Annotated in this window: 15 protein-coding genes; 3 read left to right on the top strand and 12 right to left on the bottom strand. The window is 51.9% G+C overall.

Annotated features, from left to right (window positions below; all coding sequences use genetic code 11):
* Nucleotides 1–93 precede the first annotated feature (93 nt).
* The 6 genes from NSU18_RS01920 to pdhA form a co-directional block, all read right to left on the bottom strand.
* On the bottom strand, nucleotides 94–585 hold the full coding sequence (locus tag NSU18_RS01920; protein WP_341148050.1) for a dihydrofolate reductase: 492 nt from the start codon (nucleotides 583–585) through the stop codon (nucleotides 94–96).
* Nucleotides 582–1,376 carry a thymidylate synthase gene (thyA, locus tag NSU18_RS01915; protein ID WP_036726453.1) on the bottom strand — a complete coding sequence of 265 codons (795 nt, stop codon included), beginning with the start codon at nucleotides 1,374–1,376 and terminating at the stop codon, nucleotides 582–584. The genes NSU18_RS01920 and thyA overlap by 4 nt, the downstream gene beginning before the upstream one ends.
* A 242-nt stretch (nucleotides 1,377–1,618) precedes the next feature.
* Nucleotides 1,619–3,031 (bottom strand): dihydrolipoyl dehydrogenase, encoded by a 1,413-nt coding sequence (lpdA, locus tag NSU18_RS01910; RefSeq protein WP_341022350.1) that lies wholly within the window; start codon nucleotides 3,029–3,031, stop codon nucleotides 1,619–1,621.
* Between the two features lie 3 nt (nucleotides 3,032–3,034).
* Complete coding sequence (locus NSU18_RS01905; protein WP_341148049.1) at nucleotides 3,035–4,690, bottom strand: 2-oxo acid dehydrogenase subunit E2; 1,656 nt, start codon at nucleotides 4,688–4,690, stop codon at nucleotides 3,035–3,037.
* A 110-nt stretch (nucleotides 4,691–4,800) separates the two neighbouring features.
* Nucleotides 4,801–5,778 carry an alpha-ketoacid dehydrogenase subunit beta gene (locus NSU18_RS01900; RefSeq protein WP_341022352.1) on the bottom strand — a complete coding sequence of 326 codons (978 nt, stop codon included), beginning with the start codon at nucleotides 5,776–5,778 and terminating at the stop codon, nucleotides 4,801–4,803.
* 15 nt (nucleotides 5,779–5,793) lie between these two features.
* Nucleotides 5,794–6,861 (bottom strand): pyruvate dehydrogenase (acetyl-transferring) E1 component subunit alpha, encoded by a 1,068-nt coding sequence (pdhA, locus tag NSU18_RS01895; protein WP_340753349.1) that lies wholly within the window; start codon nucleotides 6,859–6,861, stop codon nucleotides 5,794–5,796.
* Nucleotides 6,862–7,126: 265 nt separating this feature from the next.
* Here pdhA and NSU18_RS01890 point away from each other — a divergent pair, with 265 nt between their 5' ends.
* Nucleotides 7,127–7,858 carry an alpha/beta hydrolase gene (locus NSU18_RS01890; protein WP_341022354.1) on the top strand — a complete coding sequence of 244 codons (732 nt, stop codon included), beginning with the start codon at nucleotides 7,127–7,129 and terminating at the stop codon, nucleotides 7,856–7,858.
* Between the two features lie 176 nt (nucleotides 7,859–8,034).
* On the opposite strand, the gene NSU18_RS01885 is transcribed toward NSU18_RS01890, so the two are convergent.
* Nucleotides 8,035–8,499, bottom strand: coding sequence for a low molecular weight protein-tyrosine-phosphatase (locus NSU18_RS01885; RefSeq protein ID WP_341023357.1), 465 nt, complete (start codon nucleotides 8,497–8,499; stop codon nucleotides 8,035–8,037).
* Nucleotides 8,500–8,665: 166 nt separating this feature from the next.
* Between NSU18_RS01885 and NSU18_RS01880 the strand changes: the two genes are divergently transcribed.
* Both NSU18_RS01880 and NSU18_RS01875 read left to right on the top strand, forming a co-directional pair.
* Nucleotides 8,666–9,307, top strand: coding sequence for a thiamine diphosphokinase (locus NSU18_RS01880; protein ID WP_341148048.1), 642 nt, complete (start codon nucleotides 8,666–8,668; stop codon nucleotides 9,305–9,307).
* A gap of 280 nt (nucleotides 9,308–9,587) precedes the next feature.
* A complete protein-coding gene (locus NSU18_RS01875; RefSeq protein WP_341022357.1) occupies nucleotides 9,588–10,127 on the top strand; it encodes a C40 family peptidase in 540 nt (179 codons plus the stop codon).
* A 75-nt stretch (nucleotides 10,128–10,202) separates the two neighbouring features.
* Here the strand turns inward: NSU18_RS01875 and NSU18_RS01870 are convergent, their stop codons facing one another.
* The 5 genes from NSU18_RS01870 to NSU18_RS01850 form a co-directional block, all read right to left on the bottom strand.
* On the bottom strand, nucleotides 10,203–10,961 hold the full coding sequence (locus tag NSU18_RS01870) for a winged helix-turn-helix transcriptional regulator (protein WP_341148047.1): 759 nt from the start codon (nucleotides 10,959–10,961) through the stop codon (nucleotides 10,203–10,205).
* A 133-nt stretch (nucleotides 10,962–11,094) separates the two neighbouring features.
* On the bottom strand, nucleotides 11,095–11,400 hold the full coding sequence (locus NSU18_RS01865; RefSeq protein ID WP_341148046.1) for a Dabb family protein: 306 nt from the start codon (nucleotides 11,398–11,400) through the stop codon (nucleotides 11,095–11,097).
* Nucleotides 11,401–11,414: 14 nt separating this feature from the next.
* Nucleotides 11,415–12,482, bottom strand: a complete 1,068-nt coding sequence (locus NSU18_RS01860) for a ThiF family adenylyltransferase (protein ID WP_341022361.1) — start codon at nucleotides 12,480–12,482, stop codon at nucleotides 11,415–11,417.
* Nucleotides 12,483–12,562: 80 nt separating this feature from the next.
* The gene (gene abc-f, locus NSU18_RS01855) at nucleotides 12,563–14,119 is read right to left on the bottom strand and encodes a ribosomal protection-like ABC-F family protein (RefSeq protein WP_341022362.1); all 1,557 of its coding nucleotides are present in this window, start codon (nucleotides 14,117–14,119) and stop codon (nucleotides 12,563–12,565) included.
* Nucleotides 14,120–14,262: 143 nt separating this feature from the next.
* Nucleotides 14,263–15,786, bottom strand: coding sequence for a serine/threonine protein kinase (locus NSU18_RS01850; RefSeq protein ID WP_341148045.1), 1,524 nt, complete (start codon nucleotides 15,784–15,786; stop codon nucleotides 14,263–14,265).
* Nucleotides 15,787–15,866: the final 80 nt, after the last annotated feature.

Genomic DNA, 15,866 nt, shown 5'->3' with positions numbered 1-15,866 from the left:
TATATTAGCATTCAATACTTTCGCACTGTAATGGACTAATCTGCTGATTATTTGTACTATTTCACATCTTGTGTCAGAGAAAACGCTTCATCGTCACTCCTTGCGGTCATACACCATAAAACGATAATCATAAGGATTCTGCTCATTCTTGAGTCCCGGGGAATTGGAAACTTCCTTCCACTGGCTCCAGTCTACCTCAGGGAATCGCGTATCACCTTCAATCTCCGCCTCTATCCGTGTAACACGTAGCTTGTCGGCATACGGCAGCATCAGGCTGTAGATTTCGGCTCCGCCAATCACCATCAGTTCATCCTCCTTGCGCCCCTCAGCCAGCGCCTCAGCCAGCGAATGGATGACCTCAGCCCCTTCGGGTGCGAAGTCCTTGTCGCGCGTCAGAATCAGGCTGGTACGTCCCTTCAGCGGCTTGCTGCCCAGCGACTCCCAGGTTTTACGGCCCATCAGCATCCGTTTGCCGAGTGTCTCAGCTTTGAAATACGCGAAATCCAGCGGCAAATGCCAGGGCATATCGTTATTTTTGCCAATTACGCCATTCGAGGCCATCGCCCATATCATGGTAATACTCATATAGCAACCGGCGCCTTGATTCCCGGATGGTAGACATAGTCGGTAAATTCAAAATCCTCAAAGGTATAATCAAAAATACTGTCCGGCACTCTGCGAATGTTAAGCTTCGGCAGCGCATAAGGCTCGCGTGCAAGCTGTGTAGCTACTTGTTCCATATGATTTGTATATATATGCACATCTCCGCCGGACCAGATGAAATCTCCGACCTCAAGCCCCGTCTGCTGCGCAACCATATGGGTAAGCAGCGCGTAGCTGGCAATGTTGAATGGAAGCCCAAGGAATGTATCCACCGAACGCATTGTAAGCATGCAAGAAAGCTTGCCGCCGGCTACGTAGAACTGAAAAACGAAATGGCAGGGCGGAAGCTTCATCTGCTCAATCTCGCCTACATTCCACGCACTAACAATATGGCGCCGTGAATCGGGATTATGCTTAATCGACTCAATCACATTCGCAATCTGATCGATATGCTGCCCGTCCTTACTCTCCCAGGCCCGCCACTGCGAGCCGTACACCGGTCCCAGCTCCCCGTTTTCATCGGCCCATTCATCCCAGATCGAGACGCCGTTCTCCTTCAGATACGTTGTATTGGTATCCCCTTTGAGGAACCATAGAAGCTCATGTACCACCGACTTCAGATGAATGCGCTTGGTGGTCATCAGCGGGAAGCCCTTCGACAGATCGAAGCGGAGCTGACGCCCGAAGACGGACACTGTACCTGTACCTGTCCGGTCGCTCTTAGCTGTACCGTTGTCCAGAATATCCTGTAATAAATCCAAGTAATTACGCAAGCCGTATCGCACCCCACTCTCTTTTTTCTTCTACCAGTTTACCATGAGCTGACGGTCGTTGTAACTTCCCTGATGATAAAAAAACGCAAAAAACATACATTTCACTACCCAAATTGGGCTGTCTTCCAGCTATTTCCGAACGTTCAGGACAGTATCTTCAGTCAAAAGAGGATGCTCCCTGACCATCTGCATGGCTTCGGGAACATCCTCCTATGTTCTTACCGCATAAGCTTAGGCGGTTATTATTTCATTACGTGGATCGGGTGGCCTTCTACCAGCTCAGCCGCTTCCATGACGATCTCGCCAAGGGTTGGATGCGCATGGATGGTCAGTGCGATATCTTCAAGCGTTGCGCCCATTTCGATCGCCAGACCCAGCTCAGCGATCAGGTTGGAAGCCTCGATACCGACGATTTGCGCGCCAAGCACCTGATTGTTGTCGCTCTTCGCTACAATCTTGATGAAGCCTTCAGGAGCATTCAGGGATACGGCACGGCCGTTGCCTGCGAACGGGAACTTGCCGGCTTTCACTGCATAGCCCTTATCCTTCGCTTCCTTCTCGGTCAGACCTACACTGGAGCATTCTGGATCTGTGAATACTACAGCCGGCATTACCTTGTAATCCACCACCGATTTGTGTCCGGCAATGGCTTCCGCAGCAATCTTACCTTCGTAAGAAGCTTTGTGTGCCAGGGCAAGACCCGGAACGATATCGCCGATTGCGAAAATGTTAGGAATGTTAGTCCGTCCCTGATGGTCTACCTTCACCAGACCGCGGTCATCCAGCTCAACGCCGATCAGATCCAGACCCAGCTCTCCGTCAGTATTCGGACGGCGTCCTACTGTTACCAGCAGGTATTCAGCAGTAACTTCTTTGGACTCTCCGCCAACGGAGTATTTCACAGTAACTTCCTTGTCGTTCTGAACCGCAGATTCTGCTTTGGCGTTGGTTACAATTTCAATGCCAGTCTTAGCCATATTCTTAGCAACCAGACGGGTCATGTCTTTGTCAAAGCCAGGCAGAACGGTATCCAGACCTTCAATGATGGTCACCTTGGTGCCGAATTTGGAGTACATCTGACCCAGTTCCGCACCAATGTAGCCGCCGCCGATAACGATCATGCTCTTAGGGATTTCAGGCAGATCCAGCGCTTCCGTGGAGGACAGGATGCGTCCGCCGAACGGGAATGGCTTCAGTTCAATCGGACGGGAGCCCGTTGCAATAATGCAGTTATTGAACTTATAGCGCGGGGATTCATGATCATTGAACAAACGGGCTTCGTTTGTGCTGATGAACATAGCTTCTCCGCTGAATACTTCGATCTTGTTACCCTTCATCAGGCTGGTAACGCCGGAAGTCATTTTCTTGACTACGCCGTTCTTGAAGGCCTGAGTCTTGGACCAGTCTACCTTCACGTTCTCGGCAGTAACACCGAATACATCACCGTGCTGGGCAGCCTCGAATTGATGAGCAGCTGAGATCAGGGCCTTGGAAGGAATACAGCCGCGGTTCAAGCACACGCCGCCGAGTTCCGATTTATCTACAATGATGACCTTTTGGCCGAGCTGGGCGGCACGAATTGCCGCCACATACCCGCCGGGACCTGCACCAATTACCAATGTGTCGATTTCGATTGAAGCGTCTCCGACTACCATTAATTACACCTCCATAACTAACATATCAGGATTTGCAAGCAGGGTCTTAATGTAATTCATGAAATTCTGTGCTGTTGCGCCGTCAATAATCCGGTGGTCAAAGCTCAGGGACAGAGCCATTACAGGTGCGGCAACGATTTCGCCGTTCTTCACAACAGGCTTCTCAGTGATACGTCCGGTTCCGAGAATAGCAACTTCAGGGAAGTTGATAATCGGAGTGAAGAACATACCGCCGGCAGAGCCGATGTTACTGATCGAGATCGTACTGCCCTTCATTTCATTCGGAGCCAGCTTGCCGTCGCGTCCGCGTACTGCCAGATCTGTAATCGCGCTTGCGATCATCCAGATGCTCTTGCGGTCAGCGTCCTTGATGACAGGAACGATCAGACCGTTGTCTGTATCCGTAGCAATACCGATGTTGTAGTACTTCTTGTAGACAATTTCGTTAGAAGCTTCGTCAATCATTGCGTTAAGCGCAGGGAACTGACGGGAAGCGGCTACGAGTGCCTTTACGATGAACGGAAGATAAGTAACCTTCACGCCCTTCTTCTCGGCTACCGGCTTCATGCGGGCACGGAAGGCTACAAGCTCAGTAACATCCACTTCGTCCATGATGGTAACATGCGGTGCAGTGTAAGCCGATTTAACCATAGCATTGGCAATCGCTTTGCGGATACCCTTGAACGGTACGCGTTCTTCTTCCAGACTTGTATTGCCGGAAGCTGCTGCCGGTGCTGCTTCTTTGGCTTTGGTTTGAGGTGCTGCTGCCGCCGCTGGTGCAGAAGCTGCCGGAGCCGCTGCCGCAGGAGCTGTAGAGCCGCCTTTCAGGAAGGCTTCTACATCTTCAAGTGTGATCTTGCCGTTCTTGCCGGAGCCGTTCACCTTGGAGATATCCACGCTCTTGTCACGGGCATACTTGCGCACGCTCGGTGTTGCCAGCACTTCACGGTCAGGGGCTGGAGCTGCCGCCGCTGCCGGAGCTGTACCTTGGGAAGGAGCCGCTGCCTGGGCACCGGATGCTTCAGCATGGCCGCCCTCATCATGAGGAACATCACCTTCTGCAGCAATGATAGCCACAACTTCACCTACACGGCAGATCTGGCCGTCTTTGGTGAACACTTCGACTACAGTACCATTGACTGGAGAAGGAACTTCCACCACTGCTTTATCATTCTGAACTTCCATAATGATATCGTCGTCGGTGATTTTGTCTCCAACCTTGATGTGCATCTTGATGATTTCCCCTTCATGCAGGCCTTCGCCCAGTTCAGGGAACTTGTATTCGAAGTTCGTTGCTCCGCCAGTAGCCGGGCTGCTGGTTGCCGGAGAAGAAGTAGTATCCGCTCCGCCCTTGGCTGCATCAGCTTCCTGGGAAGCATGCTCTGCCGGATGGCCGCCCTCTTGTTCAGGGATGTCGCCTTCGGCATCAATAATTGCTACAACTTCGCCTACACGGCATACTTGGCCGTCCTTGGTGAAGACTTCCAGCACTGTGCCATTGACCGGACAAGGCACCTCTACTACCGCCTTGTCATTCTGAACTTCCATTACGATATCGTCATCGGTTACTTTGTCGCCGGCTTTGATATGCATTTTGATAATTTCGCCTTCATGCAGACCTTCGCCCAGCTCAGGGAACCGGTACTCAAATTTTGCCACCTTGATAACCTCCTATAATGTTATGTTGAGTTAATTCAACAGCTCTGTTTAGCAAAAGACAGAAACGGCTGCCGCCCTTAAATACAAGGACGGCAAGGTCGTTACTTATCCTAGAATTCCATAACTTTCTTAACTGCCGCAATAACACGTGCAGGGGTAGGAATCCAGGTATCTTCGATTTGAGCGAACGGGAAAATCGTATCAGGACCTGCTACACGAAGCACAGGGGCTTCTAAGTGCAGCAGAGCTTTTTCGTTAATCTGGGCAATAACCTCAGCGGCTACGCCGGAGCTCTTCTGAGCTTCTTGTACAACAATCGCACGGTTGGTCTTCTTGATGGAAGCCACAATAGTGTCGATATCAATCGGGCTAACGGTACGAAGGTCGATAATTTCGACTTTGATGCCTTCTTTTTCGAGCTGGTCAGCTGCCTTGGTCGCTGTATGTACCATTAGACCGTAGGTAATGATAGATACATCCGAACCCTCGCGAACTACATTCGCTTTGCCGAGTTCAACGGTATATTCACCTTCAGGCACCTCTGCACGGAAAGCATGGTACAGGTTCAAGTGCTCCATGAAGAATACAGGGTCATTGTCGCGGATCGAAGCGATCAGCAGTCCCTTCGCATCGTATGGGTTAGAAGGAATAACTACCTTGATCCCAGGACTCTGGGCAATCAAGCCTTCCAGAGAATCGGTATGCAGCTCAGCTGCCTTAACGCCGCCGCCGAACGGAGTGCGGAACACTACAGGAGCATTGTATTTGCCCCCGGAACGCCAGCGCAGGCGCGCTGCCTGAATAACGATCTGATCAAGAGCTTCAAAGATGAAGCCTACGAACTGGATCTCAGCGATCGGGCGGAAGCCCTGTACGCCGAGACCGAAAGCCAAACCGCCGATAGCAGACTCTGCCAGCGGTGTATCGAAGATGCGATCCTCGCCAAATTCCTTCTGCAGCCCTTCTGTTACACGGAACACGCCGCCTACATTACCAACGTCTTCTCCGAAGATAAGGACATTGGGGTCACGAGTCAGTTCAACGCGCATTGCGTCACGAATTGCTTCTTTCATATTCATCTGTGCCATTGCGTGATATCCCCCTTATTCAAAATCGGCTTTTTGTTCTTCAAGATGTTTCGGAGTTACCTCGAACATGCTGTCGATCAAGCCGGGAATGGTCATTTTTTCGGTCTGTTCTGCTTTCTTAATCTGCTCGTTCACAGTTGCTTTCGCTTCTTCTCTTACGCGCAGAGTGTCCTCTTCAGTCCAGAGGCCCTTCTTCTCCAGGTACTTGGCAAGACGGGCAATCGGATCTTTCTCATTCCATTGTCCTTCTTCTTCCTTTGTACGGTACTTACTGGCATCATCGGACAGGGAATGCGGACGGAAACGATAGGTTACCGCTTCGATCAGTGTGGCGCCTTCGCCTTTGCGGGCGCGTTCAGCAGCCTGCTGTACAGCAGAGATTACTGCAAATACGTCCATGCCGTCAATCTTGATTCCGGGAATCCCTGCGGCAACCGCCTTGTGGGCGATGGATTTCGCTGCTGTCTGCTTCGAGAACGGAGTGGTGATAGCATAGCCGTTGTTCTGAACGAAGAAGATCACCGGCAGCTTATATACTCCTGCATAGTTAAGGCCTTCATAGAAGTCGCCTTCTGACGAACCTCCGTCACCTGTGTATGTGATTGCAACGTTCTGCTGTTTCTTCAATTTGAAGCCCATTGCAATACCGGTAGCATGAAGGATCTGTGCTCCGATAATGATCTGCGGCATCAGTACATTCACGCCATCAGGAATCTGTCCGCCATGCTGATGTCCGCGGGAATACAGGAACGCCTGATATAATGGAAGGCCATGCCATACGAGCTGTGGAATATCGCGGTAGCCCGGGCAGACGAAGTCTTCCTTCTGCAAAGCATACTCGCTGCCAATCATTGTAGCTTCCTGTCCGGATACCGGCGCATAGAAGCCGAGACGGCCTTGGCGGCCCAGGTTAACAGCACGGTCATCCCAGGTACGGGTAAATACCATACGGTACATAATTTCTTTCAATTGATCATCGGTAAGGTCAGGCATCATTTCCTTATTGATAATTTCTCCATCCGGGGAAAGAACCGTAAGGGCTTCAACGTCCTCTGTATACACTTCATAAGGAACTCTAGTCATTATCTTCACCTCAATAAAAAAATTTGAATATCAGTGGTCTCTGTTATAGAATTATTATACACCTGTTGTATCTGTTTCGTCAAAGAAATACGCATAAAATTTATGTTTCCATAAATTTTGTATGTATAACAGGCGTTTAAATATCCTATAACAGATTTAAGGATATTTCTCAAGTAAATGATATATCCCACATTTGCCGCTTGGCTAATTTTAACGTAACACTAAGTCTTAAGCAAAATTCGACATGAAAGGTGACGATTTGACAATGAGCGAACCTGTTTTTCTGAAACGTACAATTGTAAAACAAACACTGTGGAGCGAACACCTGCAGGAAGAGCGCAAGCTGCGTATCTATCTTCCCCCAGGATATAATGAAGTACTCAGCTATCCCGTCATCTACTGTCAGGACGGTGAAGAATTCTTCAACTTCGGCCGGATTGCCACCTTAGCCGGGCAACTGATTCTGGAGCAGGATGTTGAACCCTTCATTATAGTGGGCGTCGAAGTGAACGTGGCCGTCCGCACCGCTGAATACGCTCCGTTCGGCAGCCGCTTCAAGCAGTACCTCGCATGCTTCGCCGAAGAGATTATTCCCTACATTGAACATAATTATCCTGTCCGTCGTACACCCGGGGAACGGATCGTAGCCGGTGATTCTCTGGGCGGCAGTGTCTCCCTCCACCTCGCACTGGCGTATCCGGGATTATTCAGCCGAGTGCTTAGCCTCTCCGGCGCTTATTATCCCGAGACCCGCGAGCTGCTCTCACAAGAGGAGGATCTCTCCTGGCTTCAGATCAATATGGTTGTAGGGCTTCAAGAGCGGGACTACAAGACCGATACCGGCGTCTATGATTTCGTAGAGATGAACCGTGAGACCAAGGCCATGCTTGAAGCCAAAGGAGCCACGGTATCCTACCGCGAGAAGGACGGCCAGCATCTTTGGGGTTTTTGGCAAAAAGAGCTCCCGGAATCATTACTCTATTTCTTCCGCTCCTGAAACAGCAAATAGAACCATAAAAGTGAACATCTTACGAACTTATGTATCCCGGCACGATTGACTACGCTTTCATGATCAGGCGGCTGTCCGGTGCCGTTCCTTAACAACTAAGGACGGTACCGTTTCAGCGAGAAATAGAAGGATAATTTATAGCATAAACATAAAATTCTTATATTTTAAAGCTTCTCCCCAATAATCCGTTCCAGCAGCACATCACAACCGGCGTTGATTAAGTCATAGACCTGCTCGAAATTGCCTGTAAAATATGGGTCAGGCACCTCACGCAGCTCCTCATCCGGCAGCAGATCCATGAAGAACAACAGCTTGGACTGCTCACCGCCGGGAATTTTGCGAACATTCTCCCCGTTGGACTTGTCCATGCAGATAATATATTCGAATCTCCCGAAATCCTCACTGGCAACCCGTCTTGCTCTCATATTCTCATAGCTGATGCCATGCAGATCAAGGATACGCCTTGTCCCTTCATGCGGCGCTTTCCCGATATGCCAGTCTCCCGTTCCTGCAGAATCCACTGTGATCTGATCCGCAAGCTGACGCTGTTCAATCTTACTGCGCAGCACAGCCTCCGCCATCGGCGAACGGCAAATATTCCCCAGACATACAAACAACACGTTAACGATCCCTCTCACCTCCTGCGCACATGCATAACTTATCATCCTCTATGGATGGGTGCGGCCAGCCGCACTAACCCTATTTTAGCGTCAGTGCGGCAATTGTACAACTTTTGAAACTGCTATATACTGTTCAGGATGATGAACTTAATTCAACTACAAGGAGGGGGAGCTATTGCCATCCGGGCGTATTGTTATTGTTGCAGGCGGTAAACTGACAGCGGAATGCCTGCGCTTATTAGATGAAGAGGATTATATTATCGGCGCTGACCGGGGAGCGCTGTTCCTGATTGACCATGGCTTCACCCCCCAGCTTGCCGTCGGTGATTTCGACTCTGTCTCTCCTGAGGCACTGGAGCGGATTCAGGCGGGAAGCAAGGAGACTATCAGCTGTGATCCGGTCAACAAAGACCTTACCGACAGTGAAATGGCCCTGGATCTTGCCCTGAACCTCCAGCCGCAGTCTATTCTGATGATCGGGGTAACGGGAACACGCATGGACCATACGCTGGCCAGTATTCAGATGATGACAAGAGCACTGCAGCGGCAGGTAGCCTGCTCCATTATGGATGCGAACAACTACATTACGCTTACCGGCTCCCAGGCGGTTGTAGAGGAACGGGGATATACCTATGTCTCCTTGCTGCCTCTGACTCCCGAGGTAACGGGCATCACCCTTCAGGGCTTCCAATATCCTCTGGAGAACGCCACCCTCAAGCTTGGCCAATCCCTGGCCGTGAGCAATGTGCTGCAGGAGCACAAGGGAACCGTTCATATCGAGAGCGGACTGCTGCTGATTATTCAGAGCAAGGACTGAATACATAGATCTTTGGAGACATCGCTGTAACCTTTGGTTCAAAATCAAAAAGCCGGGAATCCCCTTGCATATCAAGGGTTTCTCGGCTTTTTTTGCTTAAAATCTCGTTTAAATATTAATATTTTGTAACTTTTAATGCGATTTTAATATAACGCTTACATTGTATATACCGCCTGCATTTAGCCCATCTCTTCCATAATTTAGGCCTGTCATAACCTGCTATACTACGAATCAGAGAACGAAACTGCTAGAATAGATTACAACTTTGGAGGTATACAACATGAATAAGCAAAAATGGTTCAAGCAAGCAATGACAATCGGTCTGTGCACAACAATCGGGTTCAGCGCCTTACTGGCAACCGGAGCAGGAACAGCCCCTGCCGCCGCATCAGCTGTATCTGCCGATTCTGTAAGTGCCGATTCCGTATCCGCATCTTCCACCGGCTCCAAAGTGGTCAGCTTCGGCAAAAAGTATCTGGGTACGCGTTACCAGTTCGGTGCCTCTACTTCAACTACACGTTATTTTGACTGTTCCTCCTTTACTCAATACATTTTCAAAAAATATGGTGTAGATCTGCCCCGTACGTCCGTAGCCCAATCTAAAGTGGGTACATCGGTCAGCAAAGCCAATCTGCGTGTCGGCGATCTCGTGTTCTTCTCCAGCGGAAGCCGGGCCAACGGCAAGAACGTCACCCATGTGGCTGTATATGCCGGCAACGGCAAGATTCTTCACACTTACGGCTCACCCGGCGTGACCATTTCAGATCTGAATTCGGGGAACTGGAAAAAAACCTACCTGAAATCACGCCGCGTACTGTAACAGTGCGAAGCTTAAATGTAGCGTGTGCCAAAGAGTATAAATCCAAATAACCGGAGAGCTGCTTCGCAGCGGCCGTCAGCTTGTGGCCCCGCTCTCCGGTGTCCGCAGTACATATCCGGTTCCACGCACCGTATGAATCAGTTTATTCCGGCGGCCTTTATCCACCTTGAGCCGCAGATGCCGGATGTACACATCGACCACATTGGTGTCCGCATGAAAATGATACCCCCACACCTGCTGCAAGATCTCAGCCCGGGGACAGACTTCATTCAGATTCTCTGCCAGATAATACAGCAGATCGAATTCCTTGGGGGTCATCTTCAGCTCGGCTCCATCCCGGCTGACCTGCCGGCGTCCGGGATCAAGAATCAATCCGTCCACTTTAAGCAGCGTGGCCGCCTCTCTACGACGGCCCGTCAGCTTAAGTAAATTCAATAATCTGCGCTTGAACTCACCGGTATGTACAGGCTTCTCCATATATTCGTTGCCTCCGGCATCGAATACGGAGACAGCCGCTTCCCCTCTCTCTTCAGGTGTTCCTTCGGATAGGACCATTACCGGCAGAATCATCCCCTCCTTCCGCACCTCCAAGACCGCTTCCCAGCCCGCCCAGTCTCCGGGTTCATCCAGCTCCGCGAGCAGAAGCACAGGCTCACCGCCTGACAGCAATAAGCGAAGACTATCCAGGTCTTCGCTTATTGCTGCTGTCATCCCAAGGCTCCGGATGGCCTCCTCAAGCCCGGTATGGCCGGCAGCCTTCTCCTCTTTGTCTGCATCTGCTTCATGGCTGTCCCGGTGCGGACCGGGTATGTACCATGCGATCTTTTCATTCACCGGGATCTTCCCCCTCCACCAGTCTTGCACCGGCTGTGCCGCCGCAGATGATGCTTAGAATTCCCGCAAAACAAAGAGACCATTCGGAGGAATGGTCTCTTTGCGGTACTAATCTTGTGAAACATGTAATTTCTTATAATTGTACGAAATCGATCTCCTGGAACGCAGCCACCTGGGTGTCCCAGCGCTCTGCGACAAAAGCCTGATGCGCCGGATGATGATTATAGGCATCATAGGCCGCCTGATCGGCGAACTCCATCGAGAAGGCGTACTGGTGCTCACATTTGGCACTGACCTGACGCAGCACCTCGAAATTCCTGACCACCGGAATCGCGCTAAGAATCTCAGATCCATCCCGCAAGAAAGCTGTAGTCTCCTCTGAATCGGGGGCGGATTTCAGTGTAAATACCGCCATGTGACGGATGGCTCCCTTGTTCATTGTGATCTCCTCCATTATCCGAAATACCGGTGATAATAGCTGCGGGCGGCAGCGATATCACTGGTTCCATGTATTAAGGCTCTCCCGTCTGCGAACACAACCATCCGGTACGGCTCCTCTGTAAAAGAAACCAGATACGGGTTGCTCTCCACCTTGCCGCTATTCAGTCTGGACAAGCGGGCAGCCGTCTCCTCCAGATCCAGACTTCTGCGGTGTGCCGGACGGATCTGCACTGTATCTCTGCCGCACAGCACATCGCTGCGCTCTGTGCCCGAGGCAGACAGATACGGATAGCTCCGTGATTCACCGCATGAGGGACAGTCAGACTTCTTCGCCGTCCGGACTCCAATCTCCTGCTGCTCATTACGCCAGATATCGAAGGTCAGCAGCTTGCCGCGCAGCTTATCCTTGAATCCGCCAAGCAGCTTCAGTGCTTCAGCAGTTCCATTCGTAGTAACCATCTGCACCGCTTGCGGAAGAATGCCTGCTGTGTCGCAGGTATCCCCGCCGAGCGGGATTGTGCCCAGCAGACAATTCAGACAAGGGGTTTCACCCGGCAGAATCGTATACGTAATCCCGTAGCTTCCGACACAGGCCCCGTAGATCCAGGGAATGCCGTGCTTTTGGGCCAGATCGTTGATGATCAGCCGGGTATCGAAGTTATCGGTCCCGTCCATAATCAGATCCACGCCGGGAAGCAGGCTCTCCAGCTCCTCAGCACGCACATCAAGCACGTGGGCCTCGATCACAATCTCCGAATTGACCGCCAGCAGCCGGGTACGCGCTGCTGCAGCCTTGGGCGTCCGCACACGCGCATCTTCTTCCGAATACAACTGCTGGCGTTGCAGATTGCTCCATTCCACATAATCGCGGTCAACGAGAATAAGACGTCCTACCCCGCAGCGAGCCAAGGTCTCGGCGATCCCTGTCCCCAGCGCCCCCATGCCAACGACCAGCACACAGGAACGCGCCAGTCCCTGCTGTCCTGCTGCGCCGAACGGCGCGAAGCGGACCTGTCTTGAATATCTGCCATCCCTGCCGGCTGCTGAAGCCGGAACCGGCGTGTTTTGATCAGGACCCATCTCTGAACAGCCCCCTATGTATGTAGTTTTTGGTAAAAACCAGGAAAAGCGCGAACCTCCACTTTTCCCGGACTCCATTGCTATACGGTCTGTGCGGACCACTGCTCCACATTCCAGACCTTCGTTACCCAATCCTCGTAAAATTCCGGTTCATGGGATACCAGCAGAATTGTACCCTTGTATTCCATAAGCGCCCGCTTAAGCTCAGCCTTGGCCACAATATCAAGGTGATTCGTAGGCTCATCGAACAGAATCCAGTTGCTCTCACGCATCATCAGCTTGCACAGGCGTACCTTCGCCTGCTCGCCGCCGCTCAGCATGTTCATCGGACGGGTGATATGCTCGTTTTTGAGACCGCAGCGGGCCAGATGTCCGCGCACTTCATTCTGGGTCAGACCGGAGAATTCATTCCACACGTCTTCAATAGGTGTGATATTCTCTGCCTTCAGCTCCTGCTGGAAATAGGCTGAACTCAGGTAATCTCCCAGGTAGGTTTTTCCGCTGTAAGTAGGAATCACGCCTAAAATCGTTTTGAGCAGCGTCGATTTACCGACCCCGTTGTAGCCGACAATCGCAATCTTCTCTCCGCGTTCAATCATCATATTCAGCTTGCTTGGCAGCAGCGGACGGTCATACCCGATCTCGAAATCAACGCCCTCGAACACCGTCTTTCCGCTGGCCCGGCTCTCCTTGAACTGGAACACAGGTTTCATCGCTTCTTCCGGCTTGTCAATCCGCTCCATCCGTCCCAGCTGCTTCTCGCGGCTCTTGGCCCGTCCTGAGGTGGAGGCACGCGCTTTATTGCGCTGGATGAAATCCTCCTGCTTTTTGATGTAATCCTGCTGCTTCTCGTACGCATCAATATGCTGGGCCTTGTTCATCCCCGCCATCTCCAGGAACTTCTCGTAATTGGCCGAATAGCGGGTCAGCTTCGAGAACTCCAGATGATAGATTACATTGACCACCTTATTCATGAATTCCGTGTCATGGGAGATCAGCATGAACGCATACGGATATTGCTTCAGATAGTTCGTCAGCCAGTCAATATGCTCCACATCGAGATAGTTGGTAGGCTCATCGAGCAGCAGTACATTCGGTTTCTCCAGCAGCAGCTTCGCCAGCAGAACCTTGGTCCGCTGTCCCCCGCTCAGGGAAGTGACATCCCGGTCCAGACCGATTGCGGTCAGGCCCAGTCCGTTCGCCATCTCTTCAACCTTCACATCAATGAGGTAAAAGTCGCCGATATCAAGCTGCTCCTGAATGTCGCCCATCTGCTCAAGCAGCAGGTCCAGCTCCTCGGGAGCCGCCTCACCCATTCGATCGGTAATCGCCATCATCTCATGCTCCAGCTCCAGCAGCGGCAGGAAGGCATCCTTAAGCACATCACGCACGGTTTTACCGGCAGTAAGCAGCGTATGCTGATCCAGATATCCGTAACGGACCCGCGGCGTCCACTCCACCTTGCCGTTGTCCTTCAATAATTTGCCGGTTAAAATATTCATCAGCGTCGATTTACCCACGCCGTTCGCACCCACGATCCCCACGTGCTCTCCATCCAGCAGACGGAAGGACACATCCTTGAACAACACCCGGTCCCCGAAATTATGGGAAACGTCTTCCACACTAAGTAAACTCATAAATTCTCTGCAAGCTCCATTCTATATTGTAAATACCACGAGGTTCAATAATTATAGATATCACTCCATTCTAGCACACCTGCACCTTCACTGAAATAGAAACAAAGCCCGATTTCTGAAAACCGTCAAAAAACTCTGAGCGTTCATCTATTTTTCTGAAACAACCTCCTATTCTTTGCAGGAAAACGGGCACCCTTTAGCGGTCCAAGCAGCCCCCTAACGGCCTGAACCAGCCTCCCTTTACTCTGAAAAGGGTCCTGTTGAAGCGGCAGACTGCATACACTGGCAGGTTCAAGGAGCGAAGCCAGCAGCTCCACAGTATGTTCCCCGGCCAGCGGCAGACCAATCCGCCATTCCGGCCGGGGACTCAGACCTCTGCGGCGCAGCCAGTGAAGGATATCCTCCAGCCGCCAATCCGCACCGGAGGCAATCAATAACGGGATGCTGCTGCGGGTAAACACCTCCAGTGCTCCCTCACCGCCGCCGGTTCCAAGATCCAGGACAATATAAGCATAGGCCCGATCCGTCACCTGCGGAAGTCCCTCCAAAAGGGGAAGCTTCCAGTAGTCCACCCCCATCCAGGTGAACGGCTGCTCCTGAGTCCGCTGAACACCGCTTATTTCAGGGCTCCCCGCCATTTCCTTCATACGGTTAAATACTTGAGAACCGGGATTACAATCCACCCAGGCCGTCCGTCCTGCGGGTGACAGGCAGCGGCTGACAGCAAGCGAGGTATGTGTGGTCCCAATCCCGGGTGACACCCCTAATATGGCCACCATCACAGCAGATAGATGCAACGATTGCTTGGCATCCGCAGTCTTGCGTATATTCGTCCACTCATGTCCAGCTTGCCCCACGCCGCCAATATCCAGCTGCCGGAGGGCTGCCCTTACCTCCTCAGCACTGCCATACCGTTCCTCCGGGTGATGCCGCAGCAGACGTCTGATGACCGGAATCATCCGGCCCGGGAGACGCCCCTGCAGCTTCCGCTCCATCCCTGGCTGCCAGGCGCTGAATTCACCGCCGGAGGCCATATACAGCAGCAGCGCGCCAAGCCCGTACAAGTCCGACACCGGGCTGCTTTGCCCGCCGCCATATTGCTCCGGGGCTGCGAAGCCGGCTGTCCCCAGCTTCTCGGTGTCCTCACCGGAGCCGCTTCTCAGCCTGCGTGCAATCCCGAAGTCAATGACCTTCAGCTCATGCTCCCCAGTCAGCATGATATTCGAAGGCTTGAGATCCCGGTAGATAATTGGCGGCTCATGGCTGTGCAAATAATGCAGCACCTCCAGCAGCTGCTCCGCATAGCTTAGGATTCGCTTCCCCGTCATTGCAGCAGGCTGCTCTGCCATATACTGATGCAGGGTGATACCCGCAATATAATCCATCACCAAGTAGGTGTAGCCGTCAGCGTCCGGCGGGAAGAAGTCCGCAATCAGCGGCAGCAGCGGATGACGAAGCGAGATTAACAGCTCTGCTTCTGCCTGAATTGCGCCTGCACCATAACTCCCCTCCCGGATGACACTCTCTTTAATGGCCCGCAGCATACCCGGCAGACGTATATCCTCCGCCAGATATACCCGGCTCATTCCGCCTGTTCCGATCAGCCCTTTTACATAATAGCGCCCTCCCAGCATCTGTCCGGGACTTAGCTTTCCTGTGAATTCCATCTCTTTCCCGCCTGTTCTTATAGATTGATGTATAACGCAAAAAAAGCACCCACTGTCTTGCACCAAACCGGCATGAAGCT

Source organism: Paenibacillus sp. FSL H8-0048, assembly GCF_038002825.1.
Classification (GTDB): Bacteria; Bacillota; Bacilli; order Paenibacillales; family Paenibacillaceae; genus Paenibacillus_AQ.
Note: the sequence above shows the minus strand (reverse complement) of the source record. Positions and strands in the feature narration are given on the sequence as shown.